21 protein-coding genes are annotated in these 17,130 nt (G+C 40.7%); 13 read left to right on the forward strand and 8 right to left on the reverse strand.

All coding sequences use genetic code 11. The annotated features are described in order from the left end of the window. The first annotated feature begins 43 nt into the window (after positions 1 to 43). From FS736_RS21195 to FS736_RS21210, 4 genes are all read left to right on the forward strand, one after another. Positions 44 to 835, forward strand: a complete 792-nt coding sequence (locus FS736_RS21195) for an alpha/beta fold hydrolase (RefSeq protein ID WP_144481088.1) — start codon at positions 44 to 46, stop codon at positions 833 to 835. A 79-nt stretch (positions 836 to 914) separates the two neighbouring features. Further along, positions 915 to 1,196 carry a DUF3219 family protein gene (locus FS736_RS21200; protein WP_144481090.1) on the forward strand — a complete coding sequence of 94 codons (282 nt, stop codon included), beginning with the start codon at positions 915 to 917 and terminating at the stop codon, positions 1,194 to 1,196. A 3-nt stretch (positions 1,197 to 1,199) separates the two neighbouring features. After that, positions 1,200 to 2,195, forward strand: a complete 996-nt coding sequence (locus FS736_RS21205; protein WP_144481092.1) for an LLM class flavin-dependent oxidoreductase — start codon at positions 1,200 to 1,202, stop codon at positions 2,193 to 2,195. 241 nt (positions 2,196 to 2,436) lie between these two features. Further along, a complete protein-coding gene (locus FS736_RS21210; protein WP_144481093.1) occupies positions 2,437 to 3,153 on the forward strand; it encodes a YebC/PmpR family DNA-binding transcriptional regulator in 717 nt (238 codons plus the stop codon). A 48-nt stretch (positions 3,154 to 3,201) separates the two neighbouring features. Here FS736_RS21210 and FS736_RS21215 read toward each other — a convergent pair whose 3' ends face one another. Further along, complete coding sequence (locus FS736_RS21215) at positions 3,202 to 3,528, reverse strand: Mpo1-like protein (RefSeq protein WP_144481146.1); 327 nt, start codon at positions 3,526 to 3,528, stop codon at positions 3,202 to 3,204. A 182-nt stretch (positions 3,529 to 3,710) separates the two neighbouring features. Between FS736_RS21215 and FS736_RS21220 the strand changes: the two genes are divergently transcribed. Further along, positions 3,711 to 4,760, forward strand: a complete 1,050-nt coding sequence (locus FS736_RS21220; RefSeq protein WP_144481095.1) for a mechanosensitive ion channel family protein — start codon at positions 3,711 to 3,713, stop codon at positions 4,758 to 4,760. 109 nt (positions 4,761 to 4,869) lie between these two features. On the opposite strand, the gene FS736_RS21225 is transcribed toward FS736_RS21220, so the two are convergent. Beyond that, the gene (locus FS736_RS21225; RefSeq protein WP_144481096.1) at positions 4,870 to 5,514 is read right to left on the reverse strand and encodes an SDR family oxidoreductase; all 645 of its coding nucleotides are present in this window, start codon (positions 5,512 to 5,514) and stop codon (positions 4,870 to 4,872) included. Between the two features lie 238 nt (positions 5,515 to 5,752). On the opposite strand from FS736_RS21225, the gene FS736_RS21230 reads away from it, so the two are divergent. Continuing rightward, positions 5,753 to 5,944: a YbxH family protein gene (locus tag FS736_RS21230; protein WP_144481098.1), complete on the forward strand. Its 192-nt coding sequence runs from the start codon at positions 5,753 to 5,755 to the stop codon at positions 5,942 to 5,944. Positions 5,945 to 6,028: 84 nt separating this feature from the next. On the opposite strand, the gene FS736_RS21235 is transcribed toward FS736_RS21230, so the two are convergent. Next, positions 6,029 to 7,270: a dicarboxylate/amino acid:cation symporter gene (locus FS736_RS21235; RefSeq protein WP_144481100.1), complete on the reverse strand. Its 1,242-nt coding sequence runs from the start codon at positions 7,268 to 7,270 to the stop codon at positions 6,029 to 6,031. A gap of 213 nt (positions 7,271 to 7,483) precedes the next feature. On the opposite strand from FS736_RS21235, the gene FS736_RS21240 reads away from it, so the two are divergent. Continuing rightward, positions 7,484 to 8,047, forward strand: a complete 564-nt coding sequence (locus FS736_RS21240; protein WP_144481102.1) for a class I SAM-dependent methyltransferase — start codon at positions 7,484 to 7,486, stop codon at positions 8,045 to 8,047. 159 nt (positions 8,048 to 8,206) lie between these two features. Here FS736_RS21240 and FS736_RS21245 read toward each other — a convergent pair whose 3' ends face one another. Then, a complete protein-coding gene (locus FS736_RS21245; RefSeq protein ID WP_260983678.1) occupies positions 8,207 to 9,340 on the reverse strand; it encodes an MFS transporter in 1,134 nt (377 codons plus the stop codon). 221 nt (positions 9,341 to 9,561) lie between these two features. Here FS736_RS21245 and FS736_RS21250 point away from each other — a divergent pair, with 221 nt between their 5' ends. Next, positions 9,562 to 10,521 (forward strand): nucleoside hydrolase, encoded by a 960-nt coding sequence (locus FS736_RS21250; protein ID WP_144481104.1) that lies wholly within the window; start codon positions 9,562 to 9,564, stop codon positions 10,519 to 10,521. A 46-nt stretch (positions 10,522 to 10,567) separates the two neighbouring features. Here FS736_RS21250 and FS736_RS21255 read toward each other — a convergent pair whose 3' ends face one another. After that, entirely contained in the window at positions 10,568 to 11,788 is a 1,221-nt protein-coding gene (locus tag FS736_RS21255) for an MFS transporter (RefSeq protein ID WP_144481106.1), read from the reverse strand. Positions 11,789 to 11,921: 133 nt separating this feature from the next. Here FS736_RS21255 and FS736_RS21260 point away from each other — a divergent pair, with 133 nt between their 5' ends. Further along, positions 11,922 to 12,482: a flavin reductase family protein gene (locus FS736_RS21260; protein WP_144481108.1), complete on the forward strand. Its 561-nt coding sequence runs from the start codon at positions 11,922 to 11,924 to the stop codon at positions 12,480 to 12,482. Between the two features lie 239 nt (positions 12,483 to 12,721). On the opposite strand, the gene FS736_RS21265 is transcribed toward FS736_RS21260, so the two are convergent. After that, positions 12,722 to 12,955 carry a hypothetical protein gene (locus tag FS736_RS21265; protein ID WP_144481110.1) on the reverse strand — a complete coding sequence of 78 codons (234 nt, stop codon included), beginning with the start codon at positions 12,953 to 12,955 and terminating at the stop codon, positions 12,722 to 12,724. 12 nt (positions 12,956 to 12,967) lie between these two features. Further along, complete coding sequence (locus FS736_RS21270) at positions 12,968 to 13,213, reverse strand: hypothetical protein (RefSeq protein ID WP_285847867.1); 246 nt, start codon at positions 13,211 to 13,213, stop codon at positions 12,968 to 12,970. A gap of 67 nt (positions 13,214 to 13,280) precedes the next feature. Here FS736_RS21270 and FS736_RS21275 point away from each other — a divergent pair, with 67 nt between their 5' ends. Next, positions 13,281 to 13,754, forward strand: coding sequence for an Hsp20/alpha crystallin family protein (locus FS736_RS21275; protein WP_186326885.1), 474 nt, complete (start codon positions 13,281 to 13,283; stop codon positions 13,752 to 13,754). On the opposite strand, the gene FS736_RS21280 is transcribed toward FS736_RS21275, so the two are convergent. Further along, positions 13,751 to 13,981, reverse strand: coding sequence for a hypothetical protein (locus FS736_RS21280; protein ID WP_144481114.1), 231 nt, complete (start codon positions 13,979 to 13,981; stop codon positions 13,751 to 13,753). The two genes, FS736_RS21275 and FS736_RS21280, sit on opposite strands and share 4 nt — an antisense overlap. A 70-nt stretch (positions 13,982 to 14,051) precedes the next feature. Here FS736_RS21280 and FS736_RS21285 point away from each other — a divergent pair, with 70 nt between their 5' ends. The 3 genes from FS736_RS21285 to FS736_RS21295 all read left to right on the forward strand — a co-directional run bounded on the left by FS736_RS21285 (position 14,052) and on the right by FS736_RS21295 (position 16,584). Continuing rightward, positions 14,052 to 14,969 (forward strand): hypothetical protein, encoded by a 918-nt coding sequence (locus tag FS736_RS21285; protein WP_144481116.1) that lies wholly within the window; start codon positions 14,052 to 14,054, stop codon positions 14,967 to 14,969. Positions 14,970 to 15,246: 277 nt separating this feature from the next. Next, on the forward strand, positions 15,247 to 15,825 hold the full coding sequence (locus tag FS736_RS21290) for a C39 family peptidase (protein ID WP_144481118.1): 579 nt from the start codon (positions 15,247 to 15,249) through the stop codon (positions 15,823 to 15,825). A gap of 15 nt (positions 15,826 to 15,840) precedes the next feature. Continuing rightward, positions 15,841 to 16,584, forward strand: coding sequence for a hypothetical protein (locus FS736_RS21295; RefSeq protein ID WP_144481120.1), 744 nt, complete (start codon positions 15,841 to 15,843; stop codon positions 16,582 to 16,584). Positions 16,585 to 17,130 lie beyond the last annotated feature (546 nt).

A 17,130-nucleotide genomic window follows, 5' to 3' on the forward strand; every position in this document is an offset into this window, starting at 1 on the left:
TCAGGGAATAAACTAATTAGTATAAAAGATAGGAGAGATTGGAATGAATACACAAAAAATAAAGGCAGCAGACACAGAAATCAGTTTTTATGATGAGGGAAATGGAAAACCGATTGTCCTTATTCATGGTTTTGCCGGCGGGAAAGAGTATTGGGACAAAGTCCTTCCTGATTTGGCCAAAGAGAACAGGGTGATTGCTTTGGACCTCCCTGGACATGGAGGATCCGGCATGGGGAAGGAAAGTTATTCCATTGAGGATATGGCAGATGTGATAAAAGACTTTCTTGATCATTTAGGGCTTAAGAAAGTAACAATGTTTGGACATTCACTTGGCGGATATATTACTCTTGCTTTTGCCGAGCTTTATCCTCAATACTTAAACGGTTTTTCACTGATCCATTCCACAGGAAATCCTGACACTGACGAAGCTAAAAAAGGCAGGGACACAAATTCGAAAAAAATACTGGAGGAGGGTCCGGGTTCATTTATCGATGGACTATCCAAAAAGCTCTTTTCGCCTGATAACCTTGATTTGAATATGGATGAAATTGCAGAGACAGTCAATATCGGCCTTAAGACTTCTGTAAAGGGGCTTGTGAGTGCACTGACTGCGATGAAAAATAGACCGGACCGGAATTATGTGCTGGAAGAGACCGGGCTTCCGGTGCTGTTGGTTGCTGGTGAACTCGACCAAATCGTTCCACCAGAGAAAACATTTACGGTTGATAGACAAAATATCCAAAAAAACATTATCAGAAACAGCGGACATATGAGCATGTATGAACAGCCCCAGGATCTGGTGAGGGCAATGAACGTATTCCTTGCCAAACTATAAATGCCTATCAGCCTGCCCGTTTAGGACAGGCTTTATCTTTTGTAAACACATAAGAGTTGAATAGCAGGGAGTGTTGGTATTGGTAAAAGAAATCGTCTTAGATGGCTTTCCAATCGAGATCCGTAAATTTGAACATTCACGTGAACACGGACTTCGCATAGTCTCAGTAGAATTTCCGGTGACTAGTGAAAGGTACCATGATGTGACTACCTTATTATATAAGGGCGAATTTGATATAAATATTTCAGGTTACCCTTCCTTTCGCGGAAAAGTTGTGGAGTACTCTACTTCGGTTACAAATCTGTACGCAAGAGGGCAGGTGGGTCAATTTAAATTAGCATTGATGGAGGTGAAAAACTAAACCATGAAATTAAGCATTCTTGACCAGGCACCAGTCTCAAGTAACCAGACAGCCAGAGAAGCATTGGAGCAATCCGTCCTGCTTGCACAGACAGCAGAGAGGTATGGATATACTCGCTACTGGATTGCTGAGCATCATGATATGACGGGGTTGGCCTGTCCGGCTCCTGAAGTAATGCTCCCTTATATAGGTGCCAGCACAAGCAGGATCCGTATTGGGTCCGGCGCTGTTCTGCTGCCACATTATAAACCGTATAAAGTGGCGGAAATCTACAATATGCTGGCAACCCTATTCCCAGACCGGGTGGATATCGGGATTGGCCGTGCACCAGGCGGCTCTGCGGAAGTAACAAATGCATTATCTGATCATTTCCTCCAGAATGTATGGAATATGACTGAAACATTGAAGGATTTACTTCATTTTATCCATAATGATCACCCTGCTGGAAGCGAACTCGCTAAAATCAAGGCTGCGCCTCTTCCTGAAATCTCTCCGGAACCATGGCTTTTGGGGACAAGCAAGAAAAGTGCTCTGCTGGCTGCAGAGCATGGAATGGCATATGCATTTGGGATGTTTATGAGCGACAAGGATGCCGTGGAAATTGTCAATCTTTACAAAGATTCTTTTCAGCCAGGAAGCATACAATCACCAAAGACAATCTTAGCTGTTTCGGCGATCTGTGCTGAGACGACCAAACAAGCGGAAGAGATTGCTTTAAGTTCCCTGTGCTGGAGTATCCAGAGGAAAAATGGGGAGGGATTAACTGGGGTGCCATCAATTGCTGAGGCAAAAGATTTTATTCTCTCAGCCACAGAAAAGGAAGAGCTAAGAGGGATGCGAGAAAAGATGATCATTGGAAATCCTGCAGATGTAAAAAATCGACTGCTTGACTTGCAGAAACAAACGAAAACAGATGAAATCATGATTATCACCATTACATATTCTCCACAGGATCGTCTGAATTCTTATCAATTAATTGCAGAAGAGTTATTAGAGTAATTAACTTTTATAGATTTTTCTCCTGCAATCAACTGGATAAAAGTGTAATGAACTCATTCATCTTGGGTGAACGGGGCTCGCGAGATCATCTACACTAAAATTCCTCGTGAAGCAGAGAGATAGTTCCCTATTAACAAATTCCCTTTTTAAGGTATAATATTATTTGTGAAACGCTGCATGGCTTGTAATCTAGTACCTTTAGCATGCAGTTAACTGATATAACTTGAAAGAGAGTGGGATTATGGGTCGTAAATGGAACAACATCAAAGAAAAGAAAGCGTCCAAGGATGCTAATACCAGCAGGGTTTATTCTAAATTTGCATTGGAAATATATGTTGCAGCCAGGCAAGGTGAGCCGAATCCAGAATCGAACCAGGCTCTGAAATTCGTTCTTGAGAGAGCGAAAACATATAATGTACCAAGAGTCATTATTGACCGTGCAATTGATAAAGCCAAGGGCGGAGGAGAAGAAAGCTATGATGAGCTTCGTTATGAAGGCTTTGGTCCTAACGGCTCAATGATCATTGTTGATGCACTCACAAACAACGTAAACCGTACTGCTTCCAATGTACGCGCTGCTTTTGGCAAGAACGGCGGCAATATGGGAGTAGCCGGATCGGTTTCCTACATGTTCGATAAAACAGCGGTAATCGGTTTTGAAGGAAAGTCAGCCGATGAAGCATTGGAAATTTTAATGGAAGCTGATGTGGATGCACGTGATATCCTTGAGGAAGAAGATTCAGTCATTATCTATGGCGAGCCTGAACAATTCCATGCTATCCAGGAAGCTTTCAGGAATGCCGGCATTACAGATTTCACTGTTGCCGAATTGACGATGCTTCCACAAAATGATGTCACCCTTGATTCGGACTCACTAGCCCAGTTCGAGAAGCTTGTTGATGCTTTGGAAGATTTAGAGGATGTTCAGCAGGTTTATCATAACGTAGATCTTGATTAATATAAACAACCCATTCCGCTGATGGAATGGGTTGTTTTTGTGTAAAGTTCATCCTGCCTTCTTATGTTTAACAAGTTCCTCAGCCAGTTTCCCAAATAAAGTTAACCGGTACATGCGAAAATCAGCACGCAAAGACCAGACGGGGTGGCCAAAAGTAGCTGGCTTGTTCCCTTCAATAAAAAAATGGCTGAACCACGCGAAAGCATAGGCAGTTACAGGCGCCAGCAAAATCAGCCACAAATTCCTGGTAAAAAGAGCTGCTAAGACAAAAACAAAAACGAAAGTAGTTCCAACAAAGTGCCATTTTCTTGTTGAAGCTTTACTGTGCTGTGATAAGTAAAATGGCCAGAACTCTTCATAATTTTTAAACTCCATCATAAACCTCCAAAAAATAATTACTAATATATTTCTATTTCCGAATGAAAATTCCTCTAAATTTATTGTCCTGATTTCTATGATTGAGTATGTAATTGATAGTCAACACTTAAATCCCTATAAGTTTAATCCCCTTGATTTTCAGGAATAGACAGATATATTGGAAATGACAGGTGGTATAAATGATAGATACTTTTATCAGGGACATCTCACGTGAAGAAATCATCAGATTTGCCGTTATTCTGGTGATCATAATTATATTCAATTGGGGTATCAAAAAAGCAGCCCAGTTTTCTGCGGCAAAAAAATCACGCCTTTTTCAAAAAGCTTTGCCGATCATCGATTCCATGGCAGACTGGATCACCTTTTATGGCATCATTATTTTATTATTGCTGACCATGCCTAAAACGGATTGGCTTTTTTATACGCTGTACACTAATGGTGAAATCAAGGTCACAATCCTGCTTATCGTAATAGCCTTTTTGATTGTGTCGCTTGCGCATAGACTGGTTAAGTTATTCAATAAATATATTCTGACATCCGTTTATGACTATTACGGTGTGGACAGGGGCCTTGGCTATACATTTAATCAAATCATCTATTATATCGTCATGTTTGCAGCACTGGCTATAAGTCTTACAAGTGTGGGCATCAACCTGACTGCCATAGGTGCTGTAGTTGGTGTTCTTGGCATAGGGATTGGGTTTGGGATGAGGAATGTTGCCGGCAACTTTGTATCAGGCATTATTATTCTTTTTGAAAGACCAATTGAAGTGGGGGAAGTCATCCAAATCAATGATAAAATAGGGCGTGTTGAAAAAATCCGCTTAAGGTCAACAGTAATCCGTACAGCCAAGGAAGGCACATTGATTGTGCCCAATCAGTATTTCATCGAACAAATCATCAAGAACCGCACGAGTGCCAGGATGATGGCCCAGGTACAGGTCAGTGTGGCTTACGGGACAGATACCCATAAAGTACAGGCTCTTCTTGAAGAGGCCGTAAGGGAAATCAAGGACGGCGAGAAAGGGATTCTGGACCAGCCTGAACCTGATATCCGTTTTATTGATTTCCGGAGTAATGCCCTGGAATTCCTGATTGAAATTCCCGTTGTTAATTTTGAAATTAAAGAAAAAATCGAAAGTAAATTAAGGCATATGATTGCAACAATTTTCATAGAAAATAAGATCCAGCTGCCGAATTTGCCGTTTCAGGCAATTGAGAGTAACTGATCTTTAAATCAAAAGATCTTAGGATCAGGAAAGAAATGATATAGGTAGAAGAGAATATTGTCCGTAAAAAAGAGTTTACCAGGCTGGTAAACTCTTTTTCATTTTCTGTTTATAGAGTTTTTAGTGCTTCCGCCACATCTGTATCACCGGATATTAAATCGAAGGATTTTCTGAATGTGTTTTCCTCATTCAAGCATGACAGGATAGTTCTTGCTACATCATTCCTTGGGATTGTACCTCTATCCAGGTTCTCAGCAACCTTTATTTTTCCAGTACCTGCTTCATTCAGCAATCCGCCCGGCCTGATGATGGTATAATTCAAGCTGCTCTGCAGCAATGCCCGGTCTGCATAGTGTTTTGCAACATAATAAGGTTTGATGGTTTCAGACCAATTTTCCCGTTTGTGGGCTTGCAGGGCACTGACCATGATAAACCTTTCGATTCCGGCCTGTTCTGCAGCTTCTACCGTCTTAACGGCACCATCCAGATCAACTAAAAGGGTTTTATCCAATCCTGTATGGCCTCCTGATCCTGCTGCGAACACGACCGCATCGCATCCTTTTAATGCAGACGCGATATCCTTAACAGTACCTTCCAGACTGGCGATTGCTGTTTCTACACCTCTTTGTTCAAACTCCTTAGTTTGTTCTGGTTTTCTAAGCATTGCTCTAACTTCATATTCTTTACTTTCATTAAGCAGATCGACAAGCTGTTTGCCAATCTGTCCATTTGCACCTACGACAAGAACTTTCATCAAGTTACCTCCCTGAATAGCAGAATTCGTTTTAATAAAACTATTGCCTGGTAAAAGCGTCGGCGTACTATGCTTTATTGATGACATTACGGACTGTATTAGTCCACATGTATATAATCTACCCTTTAATCAGGAATGTAAAAGGAATGGGCACTTTTTGATGATAAAGGTTAAATAAGGGGTAAAATCACTATTCAAGGGGAATACAAAGAAGGAAACGAAGCAGGAGGGAGATAAGATGGGTGCAATAGAACGAAGCGGCTATGTATTCGAACCTGAATATAGTGTGATCAGCCAGGATGGAGCTATTCATGTTTATTATAAAGGGGCGTTTATCGAGGAAATTACATTTTCTTTTGAAGGTGAAAAACCGGAACCAGATAAGATTGAGAAGTTAGTTGATGATTATTGTGAAAAACATGAACTATGAGGGAAACATCAAGGTATGGAAGATATTCAATATAAAAACAGCTGCCCGGAATTAAAGAGCAGCTGTTTCATTAAAGTTCAGAAATTATGCTGTTACATTTTCCTCGATTTCAACCTCTCCTAAGGTTTCCCCTTCAGAGCGTGCGACATACACAGCACAGGCAGCATCCCCGGTAATATTAACTGCTGTCCTGCACATATCAAGGAGACGGTCCACCCCAAGGACTAAAGCGATGGCTTCAACCGGCAAACCGACTGATGTTAATACCATAGACAGCATGATCAATCCTACTCCAGGGACTCCAGCTGTCCCAATGCTTGCCAGTGTTGCAGTCAAAATGACCGTCAATAGCTGGCCAAATCCTAATTCCGCACCATAGACCTGGGCAATAAAGATGGTCGCAACCCCTTGCATGATGGCAGTGCCATCCATATTGATGGTCGCCCCTAGCGGCTGAACGAACCCACTGACACTTTTAGAAACCTTCAGGTTGTTTTGCAAGGTTTTCATCGAAATCGGCAGGGTAGCCGCACTGCTTGAAGTGCTGAAGGCAACAATCATAGCAGGGGAGAACTCTTTAAAGAATTTAAGAGGATTCAATTTTCCAAGCATAGATACAGCCGATCCATAGACGATGACCATGTGAAGCAACAATACAAACAGTACGACAAACATGTATTTACCCATGGCTGCAATGGCGTCCAGTCCCTGGCTGCCGATTGCTGTAGCAATCAAACCAAAAGCTCCATATGGCGCAAATTTCATGACTGCCTGAACCAAATACATCATGACCTCGTTTGCCTGTTCAACAAGCTTGGTCAACCCGGCAGCTTTTTCGCCAACTCTTGATATTCCAAAACCAATGATAATCGAGAAAGCAATAACCTGAAGCATAGAGCCTTCTACCATTGCACCAAGAGGATTGGCCGGGATAATATTTAACAAAGTTTCAATCACCGGCGGAGCCTCAGCAGCTTCAAAGTTGGCGCCATCCAATTGGAAGCTGCCTGAACCAGGTTGCACAAGCAGAGACATGCCAATCGCCAAAACCAAAGCAATTCCAGTAGTGATTAAAAAGAAAGCAATCGTTTTGCCGCCGATTCTGCCAAGCTTTTTTGGATCACTGATTCCCGCTGTCCCTAGTATTAGTGAAACAATGACAATCGGAACAACAAGCATCTTAATTAAATTGACAAAAATCTTTCCCAGAGGCACAAATAAATAACTATTTATGCTTTCGAATACACCTGGCAAGGCAAGGTTAAAAATGAGGCCAACAATGATACCAAGCCCCATACCATAAAGGATTTTACGAGTGAGTGACATTCCATCTCCTCCTAATAAAATTTAATAAAAAATGAAAGCGCTTACTAAAATAACTGATAATTATAAATATTTAGTTATATTCAAAGTATGCCTAATCTTTGTATATTTTCCGCTATATTATAAGACTATTTTCTTAATGGAATGTGAAAACAGCAGAAGATTTTATATAGTATAATTCGAGTTAACTCGAATTTTTGAAAGCAGGGGTAACTAATGGATTCACAAGAAAAATGGAATTCAAAATACACGAATCGATTGACTGATAATGCACCACCTGAACCAAATAACAGATTACTAATGATGTCAGGGTATTTAAGCGAAGGGGAAGCGCTCGACATTGCTTGTGGCCTTGGAGGCAATAGTATTTTTCTTGCAGAAATGGGTTATGAAGTGACAGCATTTGATATCTCGGACGTTGCTGTTGACTTTGTTCAAGAGCGGGCAGCTGGCAAAAAGCTGCATATTACGGTTAAAACTGCCGATCTCACGAAAGAAAAATCGGTTTTATCGGGAATGAAATATAATATTGTGGTGTTGACCTATTATTTGGACCGTTCTTTGTTTCCACTGATGAAGGAATTGATCCAAGCAGATGGTTATTTGTTCATAGAAACCTTTTTTCAAAATGGCTCTTCAGGAAACCCGAATATTGCGAATCGATACAAACTGGAATCAAATGAATTGCTGAGAGAATTCAGTGACTGGAGAGTTCTTTATTTTGAGGAAAACGAGCATGAAGGACGTCAGACAATTTTTTGCCAGAAACCAGCAATATAACAATGGCTAAAAATCAAAAAGCAGAAATCAGTTAAATACCTGTTTCTGCTTTTTCAAGGATATAAAGTTAAATAGATTCTGCTATGATTCTCCGTTCCAGTTTTAAGGCAACAAACAAGAAAGAGAACGCGGCAGCCATCCTGAATAGCGAGATGAGATTCATGGCCGCAGCCATGCAAGTCCATTAAGAAGCATGACTCCCATCTGCGGGGCAATGAATCCGACGATTGAAAGCAGGAAGTTATAATTGGCAATATAATTCGTGCGGCCTTTTTCCGGTGATGCCTTAAGGAGCTGGTTGAATAACAGCAGGTTGGTTCCAGATACAAACAAGCCAATCCACAGGTTGATCAAAGTTAAATAAACAAGATTACTTGAAAGTATAGTTAAAGCAGGTGCTGTTGCCATACCTGCTGCGGCGATGAATAATACGAAGCTGTTTCCACGCCGATCTGCGGCATTTGCCCACCATTTTATACTGATGATTTGTGCCAGCTGGTTAGTAACGGAAAAAAGGCTTAACCATAATGCCGTCGCGTTTGCCTCTTTAATTTGATAGATACTGAAGAGTGACCATGCCATCTGGGCAGTAAAATTGAACAACAAAGCAGATATGACGAACGCTAAAAACGGTTTGTGCTTATATAGGTCAAGTGACAGCTTCTTTCTTTTTTCTTCTAGTCTCTCTTCATTTTTTATTCTTTCAGGTTCCTTGTGTTTAATAAGAAAATAAACCTCTGCTGCCGCAAACAGAAAGGCAGCAATAAATAAAAGTTGGTAAGGAAAAGCATTATCTTTATCAAATTGTTGCAAGAAAACTCCGGTACCGAATGTTACAGCCATTGCGGCAATCGTGTTATATCTATTTCGTGAACTGAAAAATTCTCCTCTCCGCTTTTCGGGTACCAGGTCACCGATCATGGATTGCCATGACAGCCCAGATAACGCACCAGGGAAGTTAAGCAAAGCGATAAGGATCACCAGCGCCCATGCTGCATACGGATTCCCGAGAAATGGAACGAAAAGAATCAAGCTGAATAGAAGGCGGGTAACGAATGTTGAAATGACCGCAAAATTCTTTTTGCTTTGTGCGCGGTTCAGCCAAATGGCCCCCGGTATCAATGCAAGCATTCCTATAATTGAAGGAAGGGAGACAATCAGACCTATCTGCTGGTTTGTAGCTCCAAGAACACTGATGGCGAATAAAGGAATATACCCGTTGACCATATTGGTAGCTGCGGTGGAAGCAAGTCCGTTATAGATGCTCCACTTCTCATTTCCATTAAATTTCAATCTTTTTTCCCCTCTCAAAAAATTCACACGAGATGGATTGTACGATTTTGCTTCTCATTAGGCAATAGAGGCAAGTAAAAACAGTACATTCAGCATACCTTCTCAATAAAGAACTAAACCTCTTTACATAAAGAAATATAAGCCTAATTCAAAAAGAGAATGAAACAATGAAGGGATAGAATATAATAAAATATAGTCAATGAGAAAGAGGGAGGTGAGCCATGTTTAATATCCTCTTGTTCACGGATTCCGGGGTGGATGATTCTTTGGCACTGATGTATGCGCTGCTGCATCCTCAGCTCAATGTCGTAGGTGTTGTAACCGGTTATGGAAACATCACTAAGGAACAGGCAATTAATAATACTGCCTATTTATTGCAGCTTGGCGGAAGAGAGGAAATACCAATCATCGCAGGCGCTTCAGGTCCCTTATCCGGTGAACTGGCAACCTTTTATCCAGAAATCCATGGCCCAGAAGGTCTTGGCCCAATTAGGCCTCCAGAGGATTTTGGAGAGGTAGAGGTATTTGATATTGATAAAATCATGGATATTGTGAATGAATACCCAGATAATTTAGTGATTGTCGGTGTCGGAAGGCAAACGGAACTGGCTATCCCATTCATCCTATATGGAAAGGATGCCTTCAAAACCGTTAATGCTTTTTATATCATGGGGGGAGCATTCCTTGTACCCGGAAATGTCACAGCAGAAGCCGAGGCGAATTTTTATGCAGATCCGATTGCGGCCAATCAGGTGCTGGAAAAGGCAAGAAATGTTTTCCTGCATCCTTTGAACATTACCAACAAAGCAATTATCCCGCCTGCAGTAATCGACTACCTTGCTGAAAACAGCCATTCCCCTTTCAAAAAGCTCATCAAACCTGTATACGATTATTACTTTGAAGCATATAAAGAGAACGTACCTGGCATACTGGGAGCGCCCCTGCATGATGTGATCACTTTAAGTGCTCTCGTGAATAAAAACCTCGTCAAATATCTGCCCAGAAGGGTTACCGTCGAATTGTTCGGCCGCGCCAAAGGGAAAAGCATGGCCGACTTCAGACCGAAACCAGCACCTGAACCGGAAGATGACCTGGACTGGATCGGTATGGAGGCAGACATACCAGCTTTCATCGAAGATTTCACCCTTATTTTTATGGGGAGTAAGACAACTAAAGGATAAACCAAAAGAACTCCCTTAGAGTAAAAGGGAGTTCTTTTGCGAGGAATCATAAGCCCTGTTTTACTTCTTTATACTTCCTTGGGCCGGCATTTGAAATGAGGATCACTAGAATGCTGGAGATAATCAATGTTCCATGAAAAATCCAGACCATTTTTGCCAGTGAAAGAGCCTCTAGCAGGATAGGTGCAACCAAAAACCCTAGCGCAAATCCCAGTGATTTCAAAAGCATGCCGACTCCAAATATTCTTCCTCTAATATAATTATCTGTTTGCTGAAGAATCGTAGCATGCAAGGTCGTAAAGCATGCATCAAAGATTCCCGTAAAGAAAGCAAACATCAGTACGACCCAAATATTTATATTCGAGAGAAACGTTATGAAGCCAGCTGACATCAAGATTGCTGAAACAAAATAGGTACGATACAAGCGATTTCCCTTGATAAAATTCATCCTCGGCAAAAGCATGCTGGCCAATACAGAACCTATTCCCCAGACGCCCCAGATCAGTCCATATATTAAGCTTTGCTTACTGGTATCAATTGCATCAGCCAACAATGGAATTCCCAGGTTATGTGAGGCACCGGCGAATGAACCGACGAGAAATATGATGTTTATGTATAACAACATCGGCACAGATAAAATGAAAGAATATACTTCTTTTAAGTCTTTGCCAATCTGTGATACTTTTTCTTTCACTCCAGACGCTATAAGATCTGTACCGACTGACGCAGTTGTTTGCCATTTCATTTTGATTAGAACGCCTGCTGATAACAGATATGTGGCTGCGTCGATGATTAAGGTAATCTGGTATCCAAGAAAATCGGTTATCATTCCTGCTCCAATGAACCCTAATACGAGACTGATCGATGTCAGTCTTGAAATCAGCGCGTTCGTTTCGAGGACCTTATCCTGGCCGAATATTTGTGGAATTTCGGCACTGTAGCTTACAGCAAAAAAGCTGCTTGTCAAACCGATCAGGAAGCATACAATCAGGATCATAACCGGATTAGGGAAGGGGATTAAGCTAAGAATGATGACTGCCCGAAAAATATCGGTCCAAATCATGATTTTCCTCCGGTCAAAACGGTCTGCAAGGACACCTGAAAATAAGCTCGACAGGACACCGCCTAAGGTCCGGAATGCCATTGTGGCAGCAAGCCAGACAGGACTTCCAGTTGCAATATACATTAATACATTGATAGCAATTAAATCCATAAAAGTGCCGAGATCCGAAAATGCTTTTACATACAGAAAAACTTTGCGGTTCATTAGAAGTCTCCCTTAACCCGTGCGTGGTAGTAAGTCGCTGTGTTTTATTTTAAGGATTTTGAATTTACTTAGCGATACGAAATTTCAGTTTTTTGTTATAATATGCTTAAAAATAAAGAGGAGAAATTAGATCATGATTCAAAGAGTCAATCAAACCGTTATGCATAGCTATCCAGGGATGGTCGCACTCGTAACGGTGAGCCATAAGGGAGAACACAATATAATGGCAGCTGGCTGGCACACGTATATTTCTTATGATCCGCCAATTTACGGAGTTGCAATCGGCCGTGAGCGTCATTCGTATCAATTGGTAAAAGAGGCCGGAAAATTCGCCATTAATTTTGTCCCATTTGAAAAAGCAGAGCTCATACAACAAGCGGGTGTATATTCTGGATTCGAACACGACAAATTCGAAAAATCGAACATCTGTTTCCACCATGGTTCAGCTACAAATTCACCAGTACTGAAGGATGCTTATATTGCGTATGAGTGTGAAGTGATTGATCGCCATACATATGGGGACCATGACTGGTTTGTGGCAAATATCGTCCGATTTTACCGGGATGATGAGAAATTTCTTGCTAATGGTTTGCCAGATTTCGAGAAGCTATCGATTCCTCTATATATAGGAAGATCTACATATGCAAAGGTTGATAAAGATACACAGTTTGTTACACATACAGTAAAAGAATAATGACCATAGGAATGCAGAACTTAACGTTTTAAAAAATAAACTCCTATTTAATGAGAAAATAAAAAAAGCTTGAGACGTTGTCTATTTGAAAAGACTTTGCCCACAAGCTTTTTTTAAATTGACGACATACCCTTCTAAGACTCTCGGCATGATTGCAGACTGCAAAAGCACTTGATGTGCAAAAGTTCTATAACCAACAAAAGCAACAAGCAAGGCCTGCATAAGCAGGGAAATATATGTCATACCACGCTATTTTTCACACTGTTAGATTCCGACAGATCTGGATCGTTCACAATATTTACAGGAAAGTTTACAGGGGCCAAATCCCCATTTTGCTCTCCAAATCCCTGATTTCGTTTTGTTGACAGAAATACATCTGCCTGTTGGATTGAACCAAAAGAAATCTGTGAAGAACGGTCCATTACGTTGACTTTAATGGCAAATACATTCGTCACTGAAGGTGCGAATATCAAATTATCCCTCCTCTAAAATATCTTTGGCACGTTTGATTCGAAGCTGGATGGCGAATCGATTTGATCCCTGTCGTCAACAAAATTCCGGTTGCCGACAAAAGCACTGCCATCTCCATAGCTCTGCCCATAACCTTGATTTCTTTTGTCCGAATTTTGCCATTCAGCTAGCAGGTTTTGTCCGATATTGACAGCAGAAGCATTTTCGAAGGAATTAATTTTCAAAATAAAAATATTAATATTAACAGCAGGTGTGGCCATGAAGATTCCCCCTTATGAAAATCAATATATGCCCCTGGCTCCAGTATTATGTTTAGGAGGAAGCGCTATGGATTTACACAAATTGAAGGAATGGATGGAAATGGCCCAAAAGGTCCAAGGAGGGGATTTTTGGAACCAGATATTTGATCATGACTATGCCAAGCAATTTATGGCTGATGCTTCAACAGAAAACCCTTCTGAAGGAAAAAAAGAAAATTCTCCTGCTGTTGATTATCCCGCAATTGATATTTTAGAAAGTGATGATCAGGTATTCATCCTAGTTGATATCCCAGGTGTGCAGAAGGAGGATGTCAGGCTTTCTTTACAAGGCGATAGGCTAGTCATCCGATGTATCATCAACTCTCCAGCCTACGGTTTAAAGCCGATTCAGAAGGAGAGGAAGTATGGCAACTTCGAACGGGTATTGAAACTTCCAGAACTGCCAATGGATTATAAATTGAATGCAAAATTCCAAAATGGACTCCTGGAAATCAGCTACTATAAATATTTGAAAAATGAGGAATATATATCAATTGATTAGCTCGTGGCTTTTTTAACAGAATGACTATCAATTAAGTCTCCATCCAGTATAATATTAACTTCCCCTGAAGCCGGTGCCATATCACCAGATTGCTCACCCCACCCATGTGTAAATTTATAATTCATCACTATACGCTGCTGGACCGTTTTTTGTGTGGAAATGGTTCCAGAAGTAACACTATTCAACTTAAAGCTGCCAATATTAATTTCCGTTGGTTTAAACTTCATAATCTTTCATTCCTTTCTGCCAAAGAGTGGTTGTAAATTAAATTACTGAAGGAAACGTGGTGCCGATTTCATGCCTATAAAAAGGTTATTCAATCCAGTTGATAAAGATGTAAACATGGAGAACCTGATTAAGAAAGTTGATATCCTCGATTCACAAGTAAAAAAACTCAAGACGGTTGATCTGCATTTTAAAAGAATCTTAGAGATGGAAAAAACACTTAAGCTTTATGAGTTAAAAGAAAAAGATAAACAAAACCAGGACTGGACAGCAGCCAAAACAGGGAAGTCTGGCAAAAATACAGATCATCATTCTGATAAAATCCAAAAAGACAATCAAAACAAGCCAGTTTACCGATCAGTGGATGGTGAAAATCGAAAAATATCCGCTTCCTCAGAATGGACAAGGATAGAGGAGATGGAACAGAGAATTAAGCGTCTTGAAGAAGCAGTGGTCAAACAACAGGATTTGCAGCTGGTGAAACATGAAGTACAAAACATTGAACGTGAAAATATAGCAAAATGGTTTACACAGCTTATATACCAGGAATTAGAGCCCTACAAACAGCAACTGAAGATATGGAACGATAAAGTATCCCAGCTTGAAATGTATTTTGATGAATTAAAAAAAGAATTTTCAATGATAAAAGAGAACCACAAAACAGCTGATGAAAACAAAAACACAGAATCTACTTTTTCAAAAGAACCCAATCCTGAAAAAGGTCCATCATCGGTTATTTATCAAGAAATCAAAATTGAGAAAGTTTATCTCGATAAGTATGAGCTGAACAATAACTTTGCCCAGCTTGGGATTAAAGAACTTGGCGGTCAGCTGAACATAGGCGCGACTTATGGAAGCGGGGCCATTCCTGAGGAAGTTATCGAGCAAGGTAAAGAAGCAAAGGAGTCAATGCAGGAAATGAAGGAAGAATTTGAGGCTGAAAGGGATTTAGCAAAGGAAGATAGCAATCCTAAAGATGACGAACTCTAATTGGGTTATGACAGGCTGTAATTTTAAAATATAATTCGAAAAAAACTTTTGAAGGAAACCATCAACCATTCACATGAATCTCCCCTATGGGTGGGCTTTTTTATTTGCAAAAAAATTTCCCAACATCCGTTTACAGAAAAAATTACATATCTGGAAGGTTTTAGCATTTATTTAGTCGAAAGAATAGCAAGGGGGTAAGGACAGGTGAGGACAATGTCGAGTATTGTCCGGTTTTGTCATATTAAAAATATTACAGAATAAGGGGTTGGGAAGTAAAATGAAAGTAATGAAGGTCTTGCTTAGTCTCGTATTGGTATTGAGCATATTCGCAAGTGCCGGCTCTATTAAAACGGAAGCCGCTGCCAGAACTTTGTACGTTCCAATTTACAATCAGCAAGAGGATAATTGGTGCTGGGTGGCTACGGCACAATCGATTGTATATTACCACACGGGAGATAGACAGACTACCCAATGTACATTTTTTAAATGGGGGAAGGCAACCACCACTTGTTACGATGCTACGGGTTCATTGGAATTAGAAACTACACGCATCCTGTCTAAGGCATATTTTGCAGCCACTGGATACACAGTTGGCGACATTGTGAGTTACTCCGTAGTTAAAAGTCAGGTTGAAAAACAACAGCCAATGCTGACCAGGATTGTTTGGTCAAGTGGTGCTACAGTCGGTCATCAGGCGGTCATATACGGTTATGATGACAACGGCACCGGCTCGGACTATATAACATGGTCGGATGTCGGCACATCGGGTACTACCCCGAGAAAAACTACCTACAAATATTTCGTGAGTAATGCAACCTTCTCTTGGGATGACACCAGGGTAGGAATGTACGACTAAAAAGGGGGATTCACAATGAAGAAACTGATGATGGTTTGCACTTTATTATTAAGCATTTTATTTACTTCTTTTCATGCGAGCGCTGCGGAAACCGAAATTCCTAAAGGTGCCCAAGATTTTGCAGACACTCATTTCAAGAACATTGTTTTGGACACAGTAAAAGGCGATACGCCGGGAAGTTTCAATTTTACTCCATCCGAAAACATCACATTCGGCCCACTGCTGAAAATCTATGTGATGGGTAAGGATTTCTATGTCGGCAAGAAAAAAGGAAGCGAAGGCATCGTGGATGCCAACGAATATATCTCTGTCGTATACCAGGATGGAAAGCCTGTCAACGCAATCTCTACATACTTAAATGAGGCAGGGGCCTATGATCTGGCAATATTCGGCTATCCATACGAGGATGTAAAGGAATTGGCGAAAATCAAGGAAAACGAAAGCCTCCTTTATAATATGGAAAACGAACTATGGTTTGTTTATAACGGGAAAAAGGTAAAGGGTTTAAATAAGGCAGGCAAAGACCTCCTTAAGACACAGGAGAAATCCATTGAAGATTATCAGTCTGTCATAGTTGATATGTATGAGGGAAAGGTCGGCACAGATACAGGCCAAGATGGTGCAAAGGGCAGCATACTGGCGCAGTATAATCCGGAAAACAACAATCTCTTATATACACTTTACGGTGCTGTTGCGGTACTCGGTGCTGCATGTGCTTATCTTGTGATTAAAAACCGAAAGTTGAAAGCAGTTAAATAAGCAATGGAATGAAAAGCCTGTCCAATGGATGGGCTTTTCTTTTTTATTCCCTGGAAGGAGAGAAGGATTTGTCAATTTAATTTAGCAACAAAAGAACTATACTGCATGGATAAGACCGTATTTTTCACGTACTTTCAATTATTACTTTCGGTTTCTTTTGTCAAAATAATGATTCCTTTTCAGTACCAGTTCTTGGATGAACCGGCGGACTGTCGAAGGATTGAAATCCTCGATTTTGCTGCGGACGGTTACGGTTATGCTGTTTTAAAAATTCCCCGAACAATCAATAGATCGAGTTCATAACTAGTGATGGTATTCATGGAAAAGTTCCGTTCGACTTGCAGGTACATTTAAAATTCATCACGAGCTTCAGTGACCATCATAAAAAGACCTCCTGGAATTTTAATGTGAACAAGAAACAAATTGTTGGCTGAAACGAAAGAATTATCGTCCAAAACATGAAACGATAACCTTACGAAAGGAGAGGAATGATTATGAGGAACAAAGAGGGACGTAGTTCAACATATGCATTATTACAGGAACTTA

Source organism: Cytobacillus oceanisediminis 2691 (assembly GCF_007678455.1).
GTDB classification, from domain to species: Bacteria; Bacillota; Bacilli; order Bacillales; family Cytobacillaceae; genus Mesobacillus; species Mesobacillus oceanisediminis_A.

Excerpts from the sequence above, each read along its gene's own strand:
- FS736_RS21270 (WP_285847867.1), bottom strand. The coding sequence starts at position 13,213 with ATGGCCACACCTGCTGTTAATATTAATATTTTTATTTTGAAAATTAAT.
- FS736_RS21195 (WP_144481088.1), top strand. The coding sequence starts at position 44 with ATGAATACACAAAAAATAAAGGCAGCAGACACAGAAATCAGTTTTTAT.
- FS736_RS21280 (WP_144481114.1), bottom strand. The coding sequence starts at position 13,981 with ATGAAGTTTAAACCAACGGAAATTAATATTGGCAGCTTTAAGTTGAAT.
- FS736_RS21240 (WP_144481102.1), top strand. The coding sequence starts at position 7,484 with ATGGATTCACAAGAAAAATGGAATTCAAAATACACGAATCGATTGACT.
- FS736_RS21255 (WP_144481106.1), bottom strand. The coding sequence starts at position 11,788 with ATGAACCGCAAAGTTTTTCTGTATGTAAAAGCATTTTCGGATCTCGGC.
- FS736_RS21290 (WP_144481118.1), top strand. The coding sequence starts at position 15,247 with ATGAAAGTAATGAAGGTCTTGCTTAGTCTCGTATTGGTATTGAGCATA.
- FS736_RS21220 (WP_144481095.1), top strand. The coding sequence starts at position 3,711 with ATGATAGATACTTTTATCAGGGACATCTCACGTGAAGAAATCATCAGA.
- FS736_RS21225 (WP_144481096.1), bottom strand. The coding sequence starts at position 5,514 with ATGAAAGTTCTTGTCGTAGGTGCAAATGGACAGATTGGCAAACAGCTT.
- FS736_RS21210 (WP_144481093.1), top strand. The coding sequence starts at position 2,437 with ATGGGTCGTAAATGGAACAACATCAAAGAAAAGAAAGCGTCCAAGGAT.
- FS736_RS21295 (WP_144481120.1), top strand. The coding sequence starts at position 15,841 with ATGAAGAAACTGATGATGGTTTGCACTTTATTATTAAGCATTTTATTT.
- FS736_RS21285 (WP_144481116.1), top strand. The coding sequence starts at position 14,052 with ATGCCTATAAAAAGGTTATTCAATCCAGTTGATAAAGATGTAAACATG.
- FS736_RS21250 (WP_144481104.1), top strand. The coding sequence starts at position 9,562 with ATGTTTAATATCCTCTTGTTCACGGATTCCGGGGTGGATGATTCTTTG.
- FS736_RS21205 (WP_144481092.1), top strand. The coding sequence starts at position 1,200 with ATGAAATTAAGCATTCTTGACCAGGCACCAGTCTCAAGTAACCAGACA.
- FS736_RS21275 (WP_186326885.1), top strand. The coding sequence starts at position 13,281 with ATGGATTTACACAAATTGAAGGAATGGATGGAAATGGCCCAAAAGGTC.
- FS736_RS21235 (WP_144481100.1), bottom strand. The coding sequence starts at position 7,270 with ATGTCACTCACTCGTAAAATCCTTTATGGTATGGGGCTTGGTATCATT.
- FS736_RS21230 (WP_144481098.1), top strand. The coding sequence starts at position 5,753 with ATGGGTGCAATAGAACGAAGCGGCTATGTATTCGAACCTGAATATAGT.
- FS736_RS21260 (WP_144481108.1), top strand. The coding sequence starts at position 11,922 with ATGATTCAAAGAGTCAATCAAACCGTTATGCATAGCTATCCAGGGATG.
- FS736_RS21215 (WP_144481146.1), bottom strand. The coding sequence starts at position 3,528 with ATGGAGTTTAAAAATTATGAAGAGTTCTGGCCATTTTACTTATCACAG.